Annotated in this window: 17 protein-coding genes; 15 read left to right on the forward strand and 2 right to left on the reverse strand. The window is 42.0% G+C overall.

Annotation, left to right across the window (positions count from 1 at the left end; translation table 11 throughout):
• Nucleotides 1-21 precede the first annotated feature (21 nt).
• From BW961_RS10235 to BW961_RS30435, 11 genes are all read left to right on the forward strand, one after another.
• The gene (locus tag BW961_RS10235; RefSeq protein ID WP_068585097.1) at nucleotides 22-1,833 is read left to right on the forward strand and encodes a sensor histidine kinase; all 1,812 of its coding nucleotides are present in this window, start codon (nucleotides 22-24) and stop codon (nucleotides 1,831-1,833) included.
• Complete coding sequence (locus BW961_RS10240) at nucleotides 1,830-2,963, forward strand: response regulator (RefSeq protein WP_068585094.1); 1,134 nt, start codon at nucleotides 1,830-1,832, stop codon at nucleotides 2,961-2,963. The genes BW961_RS10235 and BW961_RS10240 overlap by 4 nt, the downstream gene beginning before the upstream one ends.
• 132 nt (nucleotides 2,964-3,095) lie before the next feature.
• Nucleotides 3,096-6,917: an InlB B-repeat-containing protein gene (locus tag BW961_RS10245; RefSeq protein WP_068585091.1), complete on the forward strand. Its 3,822-nt coding sequence runs from the start codon at nucleotides 3,096-3,098 to the stop codon at nucleotides 6,915-6,917.
• 82 nt (nucleotides 6,918-6,999) lie between these two features.
• Nucleotides 7,000-7,317: an S-layer homology domain-containing protein gene (locus BW961_RS10250; RefSeq protein ID WP_068585087.1), complete on the forward strand. Its 318-nt coding sequence runs from the start codon at nucleotides 7,000-7,002 to the stop codon at nucleotides 7,315-7,317.
• Nucleotides 7,318-7,375: 58 nt separating this feature from the next.
• Nucleotides 7,376-7,807 carry a bacterial transcriptional activator domain-containing protein gene (locus tag BW961_RS31565; protein WP_076576776.1) on the forward strand — a complete coding sequence of 144 codons (432 nt, stop codon included), beginning with the start codon at nucleotides 7,376-7,378 and terminating at the stop codon, nucleotides 7,805-7,807.
• Between the two features lie 120 nt (nucleotides 7,808-7,927).
• Entirely contained in the window at nucleotides 7,928-8,293 is a 366-nt protein-coding gene (locus BW961_RS10260) for a LytR/AlgR family response regulator transcription factor (protein ID WP_068585080.1), read from the forward strand.
• Between the two features lie 109 nt (nucleotides 8,294-8,402).
• A complete protein-coding gene (locus BW961_RS30430) occupies nucleotides 8,403-8,543 on the forward strand; it encodes a hypothetical protein (RefSeq protein ID WP_156510125.1) in 141 nt (46 codons plus the stop codon).
• Nucleotides 8,544-8,757: 214 nt separating this feature from the next.
• Nucleotides 8,758-11,235: an S-layer homology domain-containing protein gene (locus BW961_RS10265; RefSeq protein ID WP_068585077.1), complete on the forward strand. Its 2,478-nt coding sequence runs from the start codon at nucleotides 8,758-8,760 to the stop codon at nucleotides 11,233-11,235.
• A gap of 580 nt (nucleotides 11,236-11,815) precedes the next feature.
• Nucleotides 11,816-12,004 (forward strand): hypothetical protein, encoded by a 189-nt coding sequence (locus BW961_RS10270; protein WP_068585073.1) that lies wholly within the window; start codon nucleotides 11,816-11,818, stop codon nucleotides 12,002-12,004.
• Nucleotides 12,005-12,206: 202 nt separating this feature from the next.
• A complete protein-coding gene (locus tag BW961_RS10275) occupies nucleotides 12,207-13,004 on the forward strand; it encodes a GLUG motif-containing protein (protein WP_068585071.1) in 798 nt (265 codons plus the stop codon).
• Nucleotides 13,005-13,143: 139 nt separating this feature from the next.
• Nucleotides 13,144-13,290, forward strand: coding sequence for a hypothetical protein (locus tag BW961_RS30435; RefSeq protein ID WP_156510124.1), 147 nt, complete (start codon nucleotides 13,144-13,146; stop codon nucleotides 13,288-13,290).
• A gap of 108 nt (nucleotides 13,291-13,398) precedes the next feature.
• Here BW961_RS30435 and BW961_RS10280 read toward each other — a convergent pair whose 3' ends face one another.
• Complete coding sequence (locus BW961_RS10280; RefSeq protein ID WP_068585068.1) at nucleotides 13,399-14,481, reverse strand: branched-chain amino acid aminotransferase; 1,083 nt, start codon at nucleotides 14,479-14,481, stop codon at nucleotides 13,399-13,401.
• Between the two features lie 146 nt (nucleotides 14,482-14,627).
• Between BW961_RS10280 and BW961_RS10285 the strand changes: the two genes are divergently transcribed.
• Both BW961_RS10285 and BW961_RS10290 read left to right on the forward strand, forming a co-directional pair.
• Nucleotides 14,628-15,521, forward strand: coding sequence for a LysR family transcriptional regulator (locus tag BW961_RS10285; RefSeq protein WP_068585065.1), 894 nt, complete (start codon nucleotides 14,628-14,630; stop codon nucleotides 15,519-15,521).
• Nucleotides 15,522-15,610: 89 nt separating this feature from the next.
• Nucleotides 15,611-16,261 (forward strand): Vat family streptogramin A O-acetyltransferase, encoded by a 651-nt coding sequence (locus BW961_RS10290; RefSeq protein ID WP_068585062.1) that lies wholly within the window; start codon nucleotides 15,611-15,613, stop codon nucleotides 16,259-16,261.
• 111 nt (nucleotides 16,262-16,372) lie between these two features.
• On the opposite strand, the gene BW961_RS10295 is transcribed toward BW961_RS10290, so the two are convergent.
• Nucleotides 16,373-16,726, reverse strand: a complete 354-nt coding sequence (locus BW961_RS10295; RefSeq protein WP_068585058.1) for an MmcQ/YjbR family DNA-binding protein — start codon at nucleotides 16,724-16,726, stop codon at nucleotides 16,373-16,375.
• Between the two features lie 265 nt (nucleotides 16,727-16,991).
• Here BW961_RS10295 and BW961_RS10300 point away from each other — a divergent pair, with 265 nt between their 5' ends.
• Both BW961_RS10300 and BW961_RS10305 read left to right on the forward strand, forming a co-directional pair.
• The gene (locus tag BW961_RS10300; RefSeq protein ID WP_068585055.1) at nucleotides 16,992-18,455 is read left to right on the forward strand and encodes a PstS family phosphate ABC transporter substrate-binding protein; all 1,464 of its coding nucleotides are present in this window, start codon (nucleotides 16,992-16,994) and stop codon (nucleotides 18,453-18,455) included.
• A gap of 122 nt (nucleotides 18,456-18,577) precedes the next feature.
• Nucleotides 18,578-19,465 carry an AraC family transcriptional regulator gene (locus tag BW961_RS10305; RefSeq protein WP_068585053.1) on the forward strand — a complete coding sequence of 296 codons (888 nt, stop codon included), beginning with the start codon at nucleotides 18,578-18,580 and terminating at the stop codon, nucleotides 19,463-19,465.
• The last annotated feature ends 113 nt before the right edge of the window (nucleotides 19,466-19,578 follow it).

A 19,578-nucleotide genomic window follows, 5' to 3' on the forward strand; every position in this document is an offset into this window, starting at 1 on the left:
ACAAGTGGGGCTAGTGTAACAATGAATTACAATCAGTATTTATCAGCTCTACTAATAATTGCTACCTGCGGCACCTTAAGCATGGTCTTTCTCTCATGGAAAAGAAGAGAGCTTCCGATTGCAATTAGTTACGGCTTGGGTATGTTGGCTGGCGCATTCTACACCTTCGGCTATGCTTTTGAAATTGTTAGCCCTACTTTGGATCTAATGCGTGTCTGGCTGCGCGTAGAATATATTGGGATACCCTTTGGCTCTACGATATGGATTATTATGATATTGCAATATACAGGCCGGCAGGCGTTTATACGCAAATGGTTTGTTGCATTGCTGATGGTCATTCCCATCACTACGCTTGTGGCTCATTATACGAATGGGTCACATCATTTATTTTATAAGAGTATGACGCTGGATAGTTCAGAGAGTTTCCCGCTGGTTTCCTTGATTAAAGGGCCATTGTATTGGTTACATGTGATGAATTCGTATATCCTTTTTATCATAGGTATGGGGTTATTGATCCAAATGTATCGTAAAGCGACACCTCGAATGAAGAAGCCAATTGCCTTTATGATGATAGGATCCTGCGGACCCTATGGAGGTACACTTATCTATTTAAGCGGTGTTACCAACATATCTATAGATTTCACTCCATTTGGGTTTCTTTTCTCAGGTGTGTGCTACATGTGGGGGATTTATCAATTTAATATGCTGAGGCTAGCTCCCTTTGCTATGCAAAAGGTATTTGAATCGATGCAGGATGCGGTCATTGTACTGGATATGGATCATTGTATTGCTAGTTTTAATCAGCCGGCAAGTCAGGCAATTGAAGGTTTAAACCGTAATCATGTGATTGGACAGCCTGCTGTACAGATCTTCTCCTTGTATCCCAAGCTTGTGGAGAGGCTTGTTCAGCAAGAGCCATTCTCGGATAACCAAATACAAATTACTGAAAAAGTGGATGCGAAATTCTATAATGTTCATTTATCGCTTATTAGCGACAACAAGCAAAGAATCGTGGGTAAGATGCTTTTGTTAAGTGATGTAACGGAAACAGTTCGTAACGAGGAAGCGCTACTACATAAATCAAGACAGCTGGCAGAGCTGAATACTTTCAAAGACAAGATGTTTAATGTAGTCGCCCATGATATCCGCGATCCGCTTGCCGTACTCATCAACCTGATGGAGTTAATGGAGGAAGAGATGCAGACTTGTGGTGAGAGTCATGATGAAATCGTCCATGAAATGGGGCATCAAATTCAGAATACATTTACATTAGTAGAAAGCTTGCTAGAATGGTTTCATAGTCAGAGGGGCGGCATGGTGTTTAACCCGGTTATAAGGGATTTAGCCCACACGGTTCAGACGAATGTACGATTGTTACAAGTTCGGAGCGCGGGCAAGAATATTAATATCATATCCGAAATATCGGATAGTATCTATGTGTTCGCAGATAAAGAAATGCTAGATTTAATTATCCGTAATCTTCTATCTAATGCCATTAAATTTACGGAATATGGTGGGAGTATTCGATTAAATGCCGAGTATGCGGATGGCAAAATAATTATCTCTGTAAGCGATACAGGCTCAGGCATACCGGCCGAACAAGCCGAATCCTTATTGCAGGAAGCCTATCCGGTCTCATCTGTGGGAACAGCTGGCGAACGAGGCGTCGGGCTGGGACTCACCCTATGCAAGGAATTTGTTCGCTTAAACGGAGGAGAAATTTGGTTTGATAGTGCGCTTACGCAAGGTAGCACCTTCTATTTCTCCCTCCTGACGCCTCCAGTAGCTTCAGATCAATCTGAACATCAGGTTGGAAGGTGGGAAGTCGTATGAAGGTTGTTATTATCGATGACGAGAAGGGTATGCATATCGTTATGAAGCGAATGCTTGGCAAGGTTGATGAAGTCGAGATCGTGGGGATCTTTCATGAAACGTCGACGGCCTATTCCTTTCTAACAATCCAAGATGTGGATTTGATCTTTATGGATATTAATATGCCGAAGGAAAGCGGTCTTGAGTTCGCCGGGCGGTTAAGAGACAGTGGCAGACAAATGAAAATCGTGTTCGTTACCTCACATAAGGAATATTCACTTCCTGCATTTGATGTATATGCATTTGATTACATAGTGAAGCCGGTTAATCAAGACAGGCTTTATCACACTGTGAAGCGGGCGCTTTCCGAGATGCCGTCACCTAAAGATTCGGTGGAACAGGACTCTTGCTCTACGCGAGTTCTGTTTAATTGTCTAGGTGGTATGGAGATTCGAAATGCTCAGAACGTGTTAGTCAAGTGGAAGACTAGCAAAAGTGCGGAGCTATTTGGTTATTTGATAATGCATAAAGGCAGACTTGTGTCCAGAGCGCGAATCATTGAAGATATGTTTGGCGAGATGCCTGTAAAGAACGGTGAAACCTACCTAAACACAACCGTCTATCAGCTTCGTAAATTGTTGGATAATTATGGACTCAAGGAGATCGTACATTCCAGCAGTAGCTATTATGCGTTAGATCATAACCAGGTTGATGTCGATTTCCTTCGTTTTGAAGAAGGCTGCAAGCAGATGGCTGTAGTGGATGATACCTGTATCGAACAGGCACTGGAGCTTGAACAGCGCTACACCGGGGATTTATTCGGGGATCGTGTTTACCCTTGGGCTCGGAGTGAGGTCGAACACCTATCGTTAATGTATACAACCTTTACCCAGCGGTTATGCGAGGCTTTATTAATGAGAGGTGATACGCAAACAGCAATCCGACTATTAATGAAGCTAATCAACCATAACGAGCTAGAAGAAGGAATAATTATGCTATATCTGAGGGCATTGGCTCTAACGAAGAACAAAGAAGCATTGAACCGACAATATATTCAATACGAGGAAACATTGTATATAGAGCTTGGGATAACCCCATCCTCTGAAGTATCTGCATTATATAGCCATCTGATGTCAGAGCTGGATTCATAGAATACGGTTAGATGAAGAGCCCTTCACATGAGGGGCTCTTTTTGATGTCGAGGTTTGTCATTCTGCTGTCATTGGGGTTGGTTATGCTTGTCTTAGTTAGGAAAAGTATGAAGATTTGAAGGGGGAAATGGCGTGCATAGTGTGTATAAGAGAGGAATTTCCATCATCTTAGTGATGTTGATGGTAGTAGGTGGATTGAATGGACTGTTTATTGGAGGAGGTAAAACGTATGCTGCGGGAGGCTTCGCTGGGGGTACAGGTACAATAAATGATCCTTATCAAATTGCAACCGCTGATCAGCTTGATGAAGTCAGGAATCATTTAGAGTTCGGCAATTATTTCGAGCTGACAGCAAATATTGATTTGAGCGGCTATACAACTGGCGATGGATGGAAGCCAATAGGTGATTCAAGATATGGATTTCAAGGAAACATGGACGGAAACGGTTTTAAAATCACGAATCTAACGATTAATAGGCCGAATGATCACATAGTTGGGCTTTTTGGTCAAACAACTAGTAGAAGTTCGTTTACCAACATCATGCTTGAGAATATTCGTGTACAGGGAAATTACAATGTAGGTGGATTGGTTGGAATCAGCTGGGGATCCATCCGCAACAGCTATACCACAGGAACTATTAATGGAGTTGCTTATGTAGGAGGCTTGGTTGGTGGAAATTGTGGATCCATTAGCAACAGCTATTCCACCGGAAGTGTGAGTGGCACGGAAGGTGTTGTTGGCGGCCTGGCTGGTTCAAGTGTTGGAACCAGCATTAGCAACAGCTACGCCACAGGAAGTGTTACTGGTCCTTCTGACTTAGGCGGCTTGATCGGGTATAATCTTGTAACAGTCAGCAACAGCTTCTACGACAGTGGAACAACAGGACAAGCAGATACAAGAAAAGGCGATGGAAAGACAACTGTAGAAATGAAGACGCAAAGCACTTATTCGAGTTGGAATTTCAATTCAGAGTGGTATATGCTCCCTGGTCAATATCCTCAATTATGGGCGCTTACATCTTTGACAAAAGGAATAGAAATCGGAAAAACAAAGTTGAGCAATATTGCAAATGGTATGGAGTATTCGCTTAACGGTGGCCAGTATATAGAGATCACGGATACCTCTATCGATATTACTGTAAATGTGGGAAATACGATCTCTGTCCGTGTAACTGCAGCTCCATCAAGCGCAAAAACATTGACGGTCGATCGGACGGACATCAGAGGACTTACTCCGCCTGTTTTAAGTGAGGACACGGAAAATAACTATAGAGCGATTGACACTGAAATTACATTCACGGACGATCCAGTGTGGAGTGGATTGATCACGGCGGTGACAGACGGCGTAACCCCGCTTGTTAAAGAAACGCAATACACAATCGATGCGGGGAAGATCACGATAAAAGCCGATGTACTGGCTAAAGGTAATCATTCTATTAAGATAACGGCAACCGGGTATGATGATGCTGTAGTGAACCAGCAGATAATGCTCTATTCATCTCCTGTTTTAACGGCGGACACAGAAAATAACTATACCGTGAATAGCATTGATATTATGTTCGTGGACGACTCAGTGTGGCGTGGAGTGATCACAGCGGTGACAGACGGCGTAACCCCGCTCGTTAAAGGAACGCAATACACAACCGATAATGGAAAAATCATAATAAAAGCCGGGGTTCTGTCACTAGGTGATCATAAGATCACTGTAACGGCAACCAATTATGATGATACAGTGGTAAACCAATCAGTGGGACATTTTTTTACAGGTGAAGGAACCGGGTCACTAAGTCATCCTTATCTGATTGCAACGGATGACCAGCTCAATGAGGTCAGACTTCATTTAGAAGAGGGCATTTATTATAAACTGACAGCAGATATTGATTTGATGGACTATGCAGCTGGCGATGGATGGATGCCGATAGGTAAAGAATATTACAATGAATTTAAAGGAAACATGGACGGAAATGGATTTAAAATCACTAATCTAAAGATTAATAAAACGAATAGTGATAGTGTAGGACTTTTCGGTAGAATAGGCTATGAGGGTAAAATATCCAATTTATCTCTAGAAAATATAAGTGTGATTGGTAGTAATAGTTACTCCGTAGGCGGCTTGGCTGGTTACAATGGAGGAACAATTAACAACAGCTACACCACTGGGATTACGAAAGGATTAAATGATATAGGTGGCTTGGTAGGGACTAACTATGGAACAATCAGCAATAGCTACAGCACTGTAAATGTTAATGGTGTTTCTAGGGTAGGCGGTTTGGCTGGTTCCAATCAAGGGGCAATCAGCAACAGCTACGCCATAGGAATTGTGAAAGGGACATCTGAAGTAGGCGGCTTGGTTGGTAACAATCGAGGCGAAATCAGCACCAGCTTCTACGACAAAGCAACAACAGAACAATTAGATACCGAAAAAGGTGATGGTAAGACAACTGAAGAAATGAAGATGCAAAGCAGTTATGGAAGTTGGCTGAACTTTTCTAACGTATGGGCAATAGATCCACAGCGTAATAATGGTTATCCCCATTTGAGAGCTTTCTACCTGAATGTGACCTATGACGGTAATGGACACACCGACGGGAGCGTGCCGATGGATAGTAAATCCTATACGAAAGAAGAGCCAGTTAGCGTTATTGCTAATACAGGTAATTTAGGCAAGGAGGGCTACACCTTCGCGGGGTGGAACACGTTAGCGAACGGAAGTGGCATAAACTATGAGCCAGCAGCCACATTTAAGATAACAGAGAAGAATATAACGCTGTATGCGAAGTGGACGCTTAATAATTCGCCTATTATCAAATACACGGTCAGCTATGAAGTATACGGAGGCAGCGCAGTAGCGAATGTGAAAGTTGACTATAATACGACGATCACAGAACCAACAGCACCAACGAAAGCGAATTACAGCTTTGGTGGCTGGTATAAGGAATCTGAGCTAACGAATAAGTGGGACTTTACCACAGATAAGGTGATTGGGGATACAATGCTGTATGCGAAGTGGACACTTAATAATTCGCCTATCATCCAATACACGGTCAGCTATGAAGTATACGGAGGTAGCACAGTAGCGAATGTGAATGCTGACTATAATACGACGATCACAGAACCAACAGCACCAACGAAAGCGAATTACAGCTTTGGTGGCTGGTATAAGGAATCTGAGCTAACGAATAAGTGGGACTTTACCACAGATAAGGTGATTGGGGATACAACGCTGTTTGCGAAGTGGACGTTTAATAACTCATCCAACAATGGCGGAGGCGGTTCAATACCAGCACCAACGCCAACACCAACAGTACCTACAGAAGCTCCACCGATAACACCAACACCTAAACCGTTCTTCAACGAAAAGGTTAATAACGATGTGATCAAGGCGCTAGTAGAAAAAGCAAATACTGCACCCGCAGTAACATTTAAGGATGTACCTGCAAGTGCTCCAAATGCTAGAGCAATCGAGTTAGCAGCTAAACTTGGGATCATTAAGGGGAATACGGATGGATCATTCCATGCCAATGCTACGATAACTAGGGCAGAATTTGCGACTATGTTAGTAAGAGCGCTTGGATTAACGTCTGAAGGTACTTCCAGCTTTAAGGACACTAAAGGTCATTGGGCGGCAGATACAATTGTAACGTTACAAGCTAGTGGTATTATCAACGGTTACGTGGATGGAACGTTCAAACCGAATCAGACCATCACAAGAGCGGAAATCGTGGCTATGCTATCCAAAGTAATGAACACTACATTAGTAAAAAATGATAAGTTCAATGATATTTCGGGTAACTGGGCAGAGGCTGAGATTGCTACGTTATCTGATATGGGAATCGTAAAGGGTTCAACAGATGGTTCATTCAAACCTAATTCCAATGCTACGAGAGCTGATTCGTTAGTTATGATTCTGCGGATGTTGAACGCAAGTCTTGGCGGTTCACTAGACATAGATTAGTAAAATAGGTATCACACATACGGTAGGTACTGGAACACAGTACCTACCGTATTTTTGTGTTTTTTTTATATATGTGGACTCTGTGTACACTACACATTCGTTAAAAGCTAGTGGTATTATAAACGGTTATGTGGATGGAACGTTCAAACCGAATCAGACCATCACAAGAGCGGAAATCGTGGCTATGCTTGCAAAAGTAATGAACACTACGTTAGTAAAAAATGATAAGTTCAAGGATGTTTCGGGTAACTGGGCAGAGGCAGAGATTGCTACGTTATCGGATATGGGAATCGTAAAGGGTTCAACAGATGGTTCATTCAAACCTAATTCCAATGCTACGAGAGCTGAGTCGTTAGTTATGATTCTGCGGATGTTGAACGCAAGTCTTGGCATTCACTAGACGTAGAGTAGTAAACAGGTATCACTCTTACGGTAGGTACTGGTAAACAGTACCTACCGTGTTTTTGCGCTTTTTTAATATATGTGGGGAATCTATCAATTCAATATACTTAGATTGGCTCCCTTGGTCTGCAAAAGGTGTTCGAATCAATGCAGGATGCGGTCATCGTATTTTCCCTTGGGCTCGGAGTGAGGTCGAACATCTATCGTTAATGTATACATCCTTTACCCAGCGCTTATGCGAGGCTTTATTAATCAGAGGTGATACGCAAACAGCAATCCGACTAGTAATGAAGCTAATCAACCGTAACAAGCTAGAAGAAGGAACAATTATGCTATATCTTAGGGCATTGGCTCTTACGAAGAGCAAAGAATCATTGAACCGACAATATATTCAATTCGAAGAAACATTGTATAGAGAGCTTGGAATAACCCCTTTCTCCAAAGTATCTGCACTATTTAACCAACTGATGTCAGAGCTGGGTTCATAGAATAAGCTTAGATGAAGAGCCCTTCACATGAAGGGCTCTTTTTGGCATCAAAGTTTGTCATTCTGCTGTCATTGGGGTTGGTTATACTTAGTTCTTGCAGCAAGTGAGGAGGGATGTAATTTGAAGGTTGTCATTATCGATGATGAGAAGGCCATGCATTTAATCATGAGACGAATGCTCGCTAAGGTGGATGAGATCGAGATTGTGGGAAGCTTCCAGGAGACCACGACTGCATACTCATATTTGGAGAATCATGAGGTGGACTTGGTATTTCTAGATATTAAGCTGCCACGAGAGAATGGTATCGAGTTTGCCAAGCGATTAAGAGGGAACGACAGACGAATGAAGCTAGTGTTTGTCACGTCCTATAAAGAATATGCATCGGCTGCATTCGAAGTGAATGCCTATGATTACATCGTGAAGCCCGTGGAGCAGGGCAGACTTCACAAAACTGTGTTAAGAGTACTTTCCGAAGCGGGGACTTGACCAATGGCTCCTTGGACTATTTTGCCGAAGTTTGTCATTCTGCTGTCATTGGGGTTTGTTATGCTTGTCTTAGTTAGGAAAAGTATGAAGATTTGAAGGGGGAAATGGCGTGCATAGTATGTATAAGAGAGGAATTTCCATCATCTTAGCGATGTTGATGGTAGTAGGTGGATTGAATGGGTTGTTTGTTGGAGGTGGCAAAGCATTTGCTGCGGGTGGCTTCGATGTGCAGCAGCATGCTGAAAAATAAAGATTATAGTATTACGAGGTATATCTTAAAATTTCACACCTCCCCCCCAAAATCGGGGATATGTTATTTGTAGATGCAGTGTTAGTATGAAAAAACTTTTCAAGGCGGAAGGTAGTGGATGCGACAAAATTTTTAAATGGAACATCTCGTATGTTAACGCATGCTTTAACTACAGCATAGCGACAATATAAATAGATTCAGCGGAGGTAACTACATGATAAGAAATGGTTCAAAGCGTTTAGTATCAGTTTTTATGGCACTTATTTTAGTTTTTTCAATGTTTGGCAGTTTGGTTTCAGCGGACGGAGGTGCACCAACGCCTGCTTTGACAAACGTAATTAACGATATTAACTTTGGCCCATACCGGGGTAAGATTGTAAACTACAGTGACAATACTGGTACCGTAGATTTCTATCTACCGCCTGGTACTAATTTGGGACAAACACCCTATTATATTAATCTTGTCATTTCAGATGGGTCCTCGATTTCTTATAATAATGGGGTCAAGGACTGGCCAGTCCCTGGGTCACGTCCCTGGTATGTTCACGATCCTATGATATTCAAAGTAGCCTCTGGGGATGGGACATACCGGAATTACACGTTAAAGGGGTACGCTTCAGAATTACCTACTTCAAATGATCTCACGAGTTTCAGTATTAATGGGATTGCTGGGAAAATTAATAATGATACCGATAGTGTTGAGGTTACTGTCCCATACGGTACAGACTTAACCAACATTAAGCCTCAATTCAGTCACAACGGATTTTACGCTGAGATTAATGGGGTTGCTCAGAAATCTAATGTTGATGCTGTTGATTTTTCTTCGCCCGTACTTTATAAAATACACAGTGTATCCGATGCGAGTACTCACGATTACTTGGTGACTGTCAACGTACTTCCCCATATGACGCTAACTTTAACCACGGACAAGGCTTCCTACAAACCTGGAGAGCCTGTTGTAGTTACTGTATCAGCCAGTAATACTACCAATGTCAACAAAGATGGCGTCCAAAGGATTAAAACCTACTTGGAGTTCGATCCAACTAAGTTCTCTGTGGAGTCTTACGTAGACGAGGATGATGAGTATACAAAGGGGTACAAACCGCTTGTAGATACAGAAGATGCGTTTATGAATGCTCCATATATACTTAAAAAGCCATCGCCTAGTGCGAAGTATATAATCTTAGACTTGCATTCAGATATTCCTTTTAAGGATGGACCTGTATATCAAGTAACTTTAGATTCTCTAGATACTTTAGGTAGTTATGTTGCTCCGCTAAGCATCTATATTGGTAATGTTTCCGCAGGTGGTGATTATATACAGGGGTCACCTATTATTGTTAATACCTTGGTTAATGTAGTGGCACCGAGTTCGGAGAAGCAAATAACCCAATTTTCATTGCTAGGAAATGAGGGGTCAATTAATCAGGATGTTAGAACGGTAGATGTACTGGTACCTTTTGATACCGACTTAGATGATGTAGCATCACAATTCACTGTTTCTGCTGGTGCATCTGTCAAGGTAGGAACAACTGAACAAGTTTCAGGAACTACACCTAATAATTTTACGAGTTCAGTTACCTACACTGTTTACGCAGAAGATAAATCGTACCAAGATTACTTGGTTAGTGTAAGTCGTGCAGCAGTCATACCAACACCAAACTCATCGAAGGATTTAGGCACTTTCTCAGTTCTGAATAAATCTGGGATTATCAATCAGGCTGCTAAAACAGTAGATGTACTAGTACCTGCTGATGCAGATTTAACTGCATTAGCATCGCACTTCACTACTACAGGAGCATCTGTTAAGGTAGGAGATATTACACAGGAGTCTGATGTAACATTGAATAACTTTACACATCCTGTTACCTACACAGTTTACGCCGAAGATGAATCGTACCAAGATTACAAAGTTACTGTTAATCTTGCACCACCAGTGGTTGTTGAACCACCAGTTGTAGTTACCCCGCCAACTGGTAACCCATCAACGGGTTCGGGTTCAACGCCTACTGCAACACCAACACCAACACCAACACCAACACCAACACCAACACCAACAGCACCAACGGCAACTCCCAAGCTATTCTACAACGAAAAGGTTAATATCGATGTAATCAAGGCGCTAGTAGAAAAAGCCAATGCTGCACCAGCAGTAACATTTAAGGATGTACCTGCAAATGCTCCAAATGCTAAAGCAATCGAGTTAGCAACCAAGCTTGGGATCATTATGGGAAATACGGATGGCTCATTCCATGCTAATGCTACGATAACTAGGGCAGAATTTGCGACTATGTTAGTAAGAGCGCTTGGATTAACATTTGAAGGTGATTCCAGCTTTAAGGACATCAAAGGTCATTGGGCGTCAGGTACAATAGCAACGTTAAAAGCAAGTGGTATAATCAACGGTTACGTGGATGGAACCTTCAAACCGAATCAGACCATCACAAGAGCGGAAATCGTGGCTATGCTTGCAAAAGTCATGAACACTACGATAGTGAAAAATGATAAGTTCAAGGATGTTTCGGGTAACTGGGCAGAGGCTGAGATTGCTGCGTTATCCGATATGGGGATCATAAAAGGTTCAGCCGATGGTTCATTCAAACCGAATGCGAATGCTACGAGATCCGAGTCCTTAGTTATGATTCTGCGGATGTTGAACGCAAGTCTTGGCCATTTACTAGATATAGAGTAGTAATCACATATCCGTTAGGTGCTGGTAAAACAGTACCTAACCTTAGATTGTCGAGAAACCCCCGTCTTTGTATAAAGACGTAGGGTTTCTCTTTTTTTAACGCCAGTTAAGGCCCTAAGTAAGGGTGTTAGCCCTATGTCCCACCTCCAGGTGTAAAGCAATCCTTTTCATATTCTGGGCACAGCACTCATTATCGCTTGTTGTGTCGCATTACGAATTCCCCGTAAACGGCAATTCTTGTATTTCCGGGCATATATAAAGATCTCTTTCAGATGCATCCCCCATTTGGGGGATATTTTTGTTGTTGATTTAAACGTATAATAGCGACACAACGGCATAAATCGACAATTGGACACACAAGCAATCGCAATTGAAACAACTGTAAAGGGAGTTTATACAATAGACGGATACAGTGGAAAATCAGGTATTTTGTTTCTTTCGCTGTTATGCCGTCGATATTTGTCATTCTGCTGTCATTGAGTTGTTGTATGTTTGTCATAGTTAGGAATAGGTTGAAAATTTGAAGGGGGAGGCGGTACTGTAAGTGACCCTTATCAAATGGTAACCGCTGCTCAGCTTGATGAGGTCAGGAATCATTTGGGTAGGCATTTATTTCGAGCTGACAGCAGATATTGATTTGAGCGGCGATGCAACTGGCGAAGGATGGAAGCCAATAGGTGGTGGTATCGTCAGTATGTTCCAAGGAAACAGTTTAACAATGACGGTTACACAGCGATCACAGTTACCTCTATTAATAATATTAGTGTAAATGTAGGAAATACATTTGCTGTTCGTATAGCTAGAGATCCAGCAAGTGGAAGAGTAAAGACGGTATCATACAAATAACACCGACTGTTTTAAAAGAGGGCAAGGAAAATAACATTGCGTGAATGGCATTGATATTACGTTCACGGACGACTCAGGATCGAACGGAGCGATTACAAAAGTGAAAGACGGAGCCACTCTGCTCGTTGCAGAAACGTAATACACAGTCGATGGAGGGGATCACCATAAAAGGCGGTGTGCTAACACCAGGTAATCATACTATCAATGAAACGGCAACCAATTATTATGATGCAGTGGTAAACCAATCAATGGGCCATGTGTATACAGGTGAAGGAGAAGGTTCACGATGTCATCCTTATCTGATTGCAACCGCTGCTCAGCTCAATGAGGTCAGGTATCATTTAGAAGTGGGCAATTATTATAAACTAACAGCAGATATTGATTTGAGCGGCTATACAGCTTGTGATAGTTGGTTGCCGATAGGTGATATTAATAATAAATTTCAAGGAAACATGGACGGCAACGGTTTTACAATCACAAATCTAACGATTAATAGACCAAATAGTGGCTATATTGGACTTTTCGGTTATACAGGTAGTAGAAGTTCAATTTCTAATTTGGCTTTAGAAAATACGGATGTGGATGGTTATTATGATGTAGGCGGCTTGGTTGGCAATAACAATGGAACAATCAACAACTGTTACACCATGGGAATTACGCGAGGAGGTTATTGCAACATAGGAGGCTTGGTTGGTAACAACAATGGACTAATCAGCAACAGCTACAGCACTGGAAATGTGAGTGGCATGTTTTATACAGGTGGATTGGTAGGGCTTAACGCTGGACTAATCAGCAGCAGCTACACCACAGGAAATGTTGAAGGAACATCAAAAGTTGGCGGATTAGTTGGTTCCAACGAACAAGGGACAATCAACAACAGCTTCTACGACACAGAAACAACAGGTCAGTCAGATACAGAATAAGGTGAAGGCAAGACAACTGAAGAAATGAAGATGCAATGCACTTATGAAAGTTGGGAGAACTTTTCTAACACATGGGCAATAGATCCACTGCTTAATAATGGATATCCCCATTTGAGAGCTTTCTACCTCTATGTGACCTATGACAGCAACGGTAGTAGCTATAATTCAGCATCCACATTCATTTAAAGATGTACCTGCAAGTGCTCCAAATGCTAAAGCCATCGAGTTATCAGCTAACAAGAGCGGAAATCATGGCTATGATGTCAAAAGTTATGAACAACGGTAGGTACTGGTAACAGTACCTACCGTATTTTTGTTTTCCATATTAATGCTCAGCTTCTATTATTGGAAGAATGGTTACTCGACTCATCTGGAGTAATTAATCTAGGTACCGTTACCGCGTATTAACTTCAATCATCCAATGAAATAGGTCTGGAAGTGCGCCATTTTGTATGCCTGTTAAAGTCTGATAAAGTTTGTTCGACAGCTCGCCTGTCTGACCATTCTGGATAACCAGTTGTTGTCCATGCAAATACAGTTCGCCAATCGGAGAAATGACTGCCGCCGTACCAGTTCCGAAAGCTTCTTCCAATGTTCCTTCCCGGCTAGCCTCATACACTTCCTCAATCGAAATATCCCCCGTGACTACTGGAATGTTCCAGTGCTGCAACAATTGCAGTATGGAATCTCGCGTTACCCCATCTAAGATGCTGCCTTTTAGCGCTGGCGTATAGACGATCCCCTTGATTTTGAAAAACACATTCATGCTGCCCACTTCTTCGATATATTTGTGATGCACGCCATCAAGCCATAATACTTGAGCATAACCATTTTGCTTGGCATCCTCCTGTGCCTTGAGGCTTGCTGCATAGTTGGCTGCTGTCTTGGCTTCGCCCATGCCCCCGATAACTGCGCGAACAGACGTTGATTCCACATAGATTTTCACAGGATTCAAGCCCTCCGCGTAATAGGGGCCTACAGGCGACATGATGATAATAAACTGAAAATGTGAGGATGGCGATGCGATCAACTCAGGCTGAGTTGCGATGACAAAAGGGCGAATGTACAGGGAGGTTCCTGACCCAATCGGAATCCAGTCCTGATCAATGGAGATCAGTTGTTTCAGTGCATCGAGCGCGAAGCTCTCGTTGATTGGAGGAATGCTTAGTCGCTCGTTAGAACGGTTTAATCGTTGCATATTTTTTTGCGGCCTAAACAGAAGAATTCGTCTATCCTCGGTTTTGTAGGCTTTCAATCCTTCAAACACAGTTTGCCCATAATGAAATACTTTGGCAGCGGGATCCAAAACAATCGGTTGATAAGGAACAATCCGTGCATGATGCCAGCCTTTCTCTGTCCTGTAATCCATCATAAACATATGATCCGTGAAATGAATCCCAAATCCAAGTTGATCCTGTGTCGGTTTTGTTTTCTTGGCTGCGCTCCGCTCCATGTGTATATCCAAATGCTGTTTCATCAAGATAATCTCTCCTTTGCTCCTTGATTAGGTGTGGAATAATATTACATTTAATAATTGAATCCTACCATGTCATCAAATATACTTAAAATATCTATTTAATTCGTTTTGCATACCTTTTAGGTATGGCTGATGGAGGGGAAGTTATGGATATACGTCAGTTAAAATATTTTTTGATGGTAGCTGAAGAAGGGCAAATCACTCGTGCGGCCAAGCGGCTTCATATGGAGCAGCCACCTCTGAGCCGACAGATGCAAATGATGGAACAGGAATTGGGTGTGAGATTATTTGATCGCAACCGTTCGGGCTTAAAGTTGACGGAAGCGGGTGAGTTACTTAGGCAAAGGGCTGAGTCGCTGCTGTTGCAATTGGATGAAACGACCAAGGAGGTGAAAGAGATTGAAGAAGGTGTTCGGGGCGTCCTTTCGATTGGTTCGGTCGTATCGTGCATTTCCCTTTTGCCAACGCATATTGGGCGGTTTAGAGAGCAGTATCCTCAGGTAACGTTTAAAATATCAGAAGGGGACCATTACCAATTAGGGGAGCAGCTTGAGAATAGAAAGATTGAACTCGTTATCGCCAGGTTGCCGTTCGAAGCGCAGACATCAACTTATCAGTATGACATTTTGCCATTGTCTTCAGACCCGTTTGTGGTAGTCATTCCAAGCTCATGGGTGTCATATTCCGGTAAAGAGTCGATCAGTATGCAACAATTAGCCAGTTTTCCCTTTCTCACATTAAAGACGGATCGCACAACACGGATGCATGAGCAGGTCATGGATGCATGCCGACTACATGGCTTTGAACCGGACGTCATTTGCGAATGTTCCAGCGTGGCAATCATTATGTCGCTCATCGCTGAAGGGATCGGGGCTACGGTATTCCCGAAATCGGTCATGTCTTCATTTCCGGCTACGGTTGTGAAGATGCTTGATATAGAAGATGCAGACTTTCAGTCGGACGTCGGTATTATTTGGTTGAAGGATCGCTATTTATCCAAAAGCGCGCAGCATTTCATCGATCTGTTCCGAATGGATTAACCATTCAACGGTAAGACCGCTTTATATTGATGATTCTCAATGTTACGATAGGGTAAGGTTAGATTACGTATTTGAGAGGAAGTGTAAGTATGACGATAGCTCCAGATAAAAATAAGCTTTATCCAAATGAGAATATCAGAACTGTTTGTTACATTCGGAACTTGCCGAGCAGATCCAACGTTGAGATAGGTGATTATACATATTACAGCGACAATACCAAGTCACCAGAGCGTTTCTATGATAATATCCAACATCATTATGAGTTTTTAGGTGATAAGTTGGTGATTGGAAAGTTCTGCGCGATCGCTGAAGGGGTAACGTTTATTATGAACGGTGCTAATCATCGGATGGATGGATTAACCACATATCCTTTCAATATTTTTGCCGGAGGTTGGGAGAAGGTCACTCCTACGATCGAACAGTTACCATTCAAAGGTGATACTTTGATTGGCAATGATGTTTGGCTAGGACAGAACGTCACGATTATGGCGGGAGTAACCATTGGTGACGGCGCAATTGTGGCTACGAACTCAACGGTTGTGAGAGACGTTGAACCCTACACCATTGTTGGTGGTAATCCTGCAACTGTTATTAAAAAGCGGTTCAGTGATGAGATGATTAAATTATTGTTGGAGCTTCAATGGTGGAATTGGGATGAGAAGAAGATATTTTCCAATCTCGAGCAATTAGTTTCGGTTAATGATATTGGATCACTCAAGAAACTGTTGAATGAGGAATAAGTCATGATGGATCTTAGTGGAGAAAATAGTTAAGAGGGGCGTGAGCCCCTCTTTTTCATGGATTTGTATTGGAGTTGGCGTGGAATCAGAATAGCTATTAATAACATTGTATTACTCCATAATACCGTCTTTCTCAGATTTCTTTAATCCTTTAAACACCAATTCGTAGGAGTGATCAATCATATTGAATAATTCCAGATCTGAAATAGTACCATCGATCATGATGGTGTTCCAGTGGTTTTTGTTTAAGTGATAACCAGGAGTAATTGAAGCGTATTGTTGTCTTAAGCTTTCCGCTATAAATGGATCGCATTTCAGACTGATTTTAAGTTGATTGTTATGCTCGTTAATCAATGCAAACATCTTGGAGACGACTTTTATAACAAGAACATCGTCACCGAAGGGATAATCCTCTAGGCTTCCCTTTTTTGACAAACAGTAACTGGATAATGATTTTATGTCCATATTTATTTAGTTCTCCTTTTAGTATATGTACTATATAAGTTGAGTTGAATAAATTGCATACTAGTAATATATCTTTTAATTTTACAGTGACCAAATGAACTTAATCAAGTAACACTTCCAAAGGGGATCACTTGTTAGATAGATAAGAAGCGTGATTATTTGTATGTTAATATATGATTGAACTGGAATGTACCATAATTTTCTAGTGTGATGACTTATTCGTTCATGGGAAGCACTGTCGCTACACTACGAAGGAGTGATTAAGATGGGATATATCTTACGAGTATTGCTATTATACTGTGGTCTGCTTCCTTTTGTTTTTTCGATAATGACATTGGTATTGATGGAAGGAAATTTGAATTTGACTATCCTTGTTGTTGTGATGATGCTCGTAAGTGGAGTAGCAACCGGGGTATTAGCCGCATGGGATAGACATCTTCCGGAGAGTTTAGGGAAACGATATTTGCCGGTTGTCTATCCACTTGGATATACAGGTATGCTATGGACGGTATGTATGTTATTCAGTGGTGGGTTTTATGGAAGTTCCACATGGGTTGTGTATTCTTTCTTGCAAATACCATTTCTCCCTATTAGTTTTATGGCATCATTCCAAGGGGTCGGAATCCTATATGCCATTGCACCAATTACTTATTATTTGGCTTTTTCACTTGGATTTGTAATTAAAGAGAGAACACGTCAGCCGAGAATCGTAATTCAGCGTAAACAGCTGATTTTGGTATCTATCGTTGTATTATTAACATTCAGTGTTGGGAGTACTGTACAGTGGCAGCGAAGTCAGACCGTTCTTTCATCCTATGGATTTAAGTATGGTGGAGGTTACTCGAGTACTGACTTATGGCCGTATGATGTATTAAATCCAAGCAACCGATTACCGAGGCTTGAAGATAAATCCACATTCAAGATTGAAGATCCCAAAGACATGCTTGTCTTGGATGGAGCGGAAGCGGCTTTCCCTGTCTACTCCGCTTTTGCTCAGGCAACATATCCGCAAGAAGGTTTAGTGGATAACTCTAAGGGGGAATACGTCAGCTTTACCAACACCATTAATGCTTACGAACGGCTACTAAAAGGAGAAGTTGATATTTACTTTGGGGCAGAACCGTCTGCCAATCAGCTGCAAATGGCAAAAGATAGTGGTCATGAACTGGTCATGACACCTATTGGCAAAGAAGCATTCGTATTCTTTGTGAACAATAACAACGCGATCAAGGGTTTGACGGTGCAAGAGATTAAGGACATATATTCGGGTAAGACCCGATTTTGGAAGGATGTTGGCGGGAGAAACAAGAAGATTATCGCTTTCCAACGTCCTGCAAATTCAGGAAGTCAGACCCTATTGGAAAAGATTATGGCAGACACACCTATCATCCAACCCCTGAAAGAAGAAGTGCCTCGGGGGATGGGAGGAATACTAGAGCAAGTGGCAGATTATCGGAATTATGAAGATTCGATAGGGTTCTCATTTCGTTTCTTCGCAACAGGGATGAATCAAAGTAAGGGTATTAAATTACTTGCCATCAATGATGTAGAACCCAATGCAGTTAATATTTCAGATGGAAGTTACCCATTTACCGCTAATTTATATGCAATCACATTGAAGAGAGATAAGCCTAAGTCGATGGTTGTGCCTTTTCTAGCATGGATGCAAGGACATCAAGGGCAACAGTTGATAGAGAAAGTGGGATATGTGAGATTGAAATCTCCATAATGGATAAGCCATTGATTCGTGCACACGATGTCCATACGGAGGAAGCCTAGCAGCAACAAGCAAGAATTGCACGGCAACGTCAAGCTACACACTTTATGATATTTATGAAAGGAGGGGGATAAATGGATTGGTTCGAACGGATGAATCGAGCGCTCGATTACATTGAAGCTCATCTCGATGGAGAAATCGACAATCAACAAGCGGCACAGTTGGCTTTGTGTTCTGTGTATCATTTTCAAAAAATGTTCTCGATGATTATGGATGCTTCGCTCGCAGAATATATTCGACGTCGGCGATTAACCATGGCTGCCTTCGATATTCAGCATAGCCAACACAAAATTATTGATATTGCATTGAAATATGGTTATGAGTCGCCTGAAGCATTCGCGCGTGCCTTCCAAGCGCTACATGGATTGACTCCTACCTCGGCGCGTGGGGAAGGGGTCATGCTGAAGGCGTATCCCCGGCTCTCTTTTCAAATATCAATTCGAGGAGATGTAGCTATGGATTATCGAATTATTAAAAAAGAAGCATTTGCAGTGTATGGCATCGATCGTGTATTCATGGCGGATCAAGGGGAACATCTTATAGACATACCCCAATTCTGGATCGACAGCATGCAGGATGGAAGCCTTGAGAAGCTCTCTCTTTCAGCACAAAAGGAGCCAGAAGACGAACGTAGTCTGATTAATGCCGTATGTTGGAGCAATGATGGTAAGATGGATAGTTCCTTTCGATATATGCTGTTCACCTATATGGCAGATCATTGTAATGCGGAAGGATATACGATGTTGGATGTTCCAGCATCCACTTGGGCTATCTTTAGAACAAGAGAACACTCGCAAGAAGACACAAGTATGGTCATTCAAGAATTGATTAAGAGAATCTATACAGAGTGGCTACCTACAGCATCATATAACCATGTCGATGAATACGAGCTAGAATTGTATTATGGACAGGATGCACAATGTTATTCTGAAGTATGGATACGGGTCATACCAAAGCCATAAATCGTGTGTCCATGAACGACATAACGCGATTAGCTTGGTTGTAGGTCGAAGTTCACCCCTTTAAAGTTCTAAATTGGGAACAGAGTAACGAGTTTTGGATTGTAGCGAAAGTA

It is taken from the genome of Paenibacillus macquariensis (assembly GCF_900156375.1).
GTDB lineage: Bacteria > Bacillota > Bacilli > Paenibacillales > Paenibacillaceae > Paenibacillus_AQ > Paenibacillus_AQ macquariensis.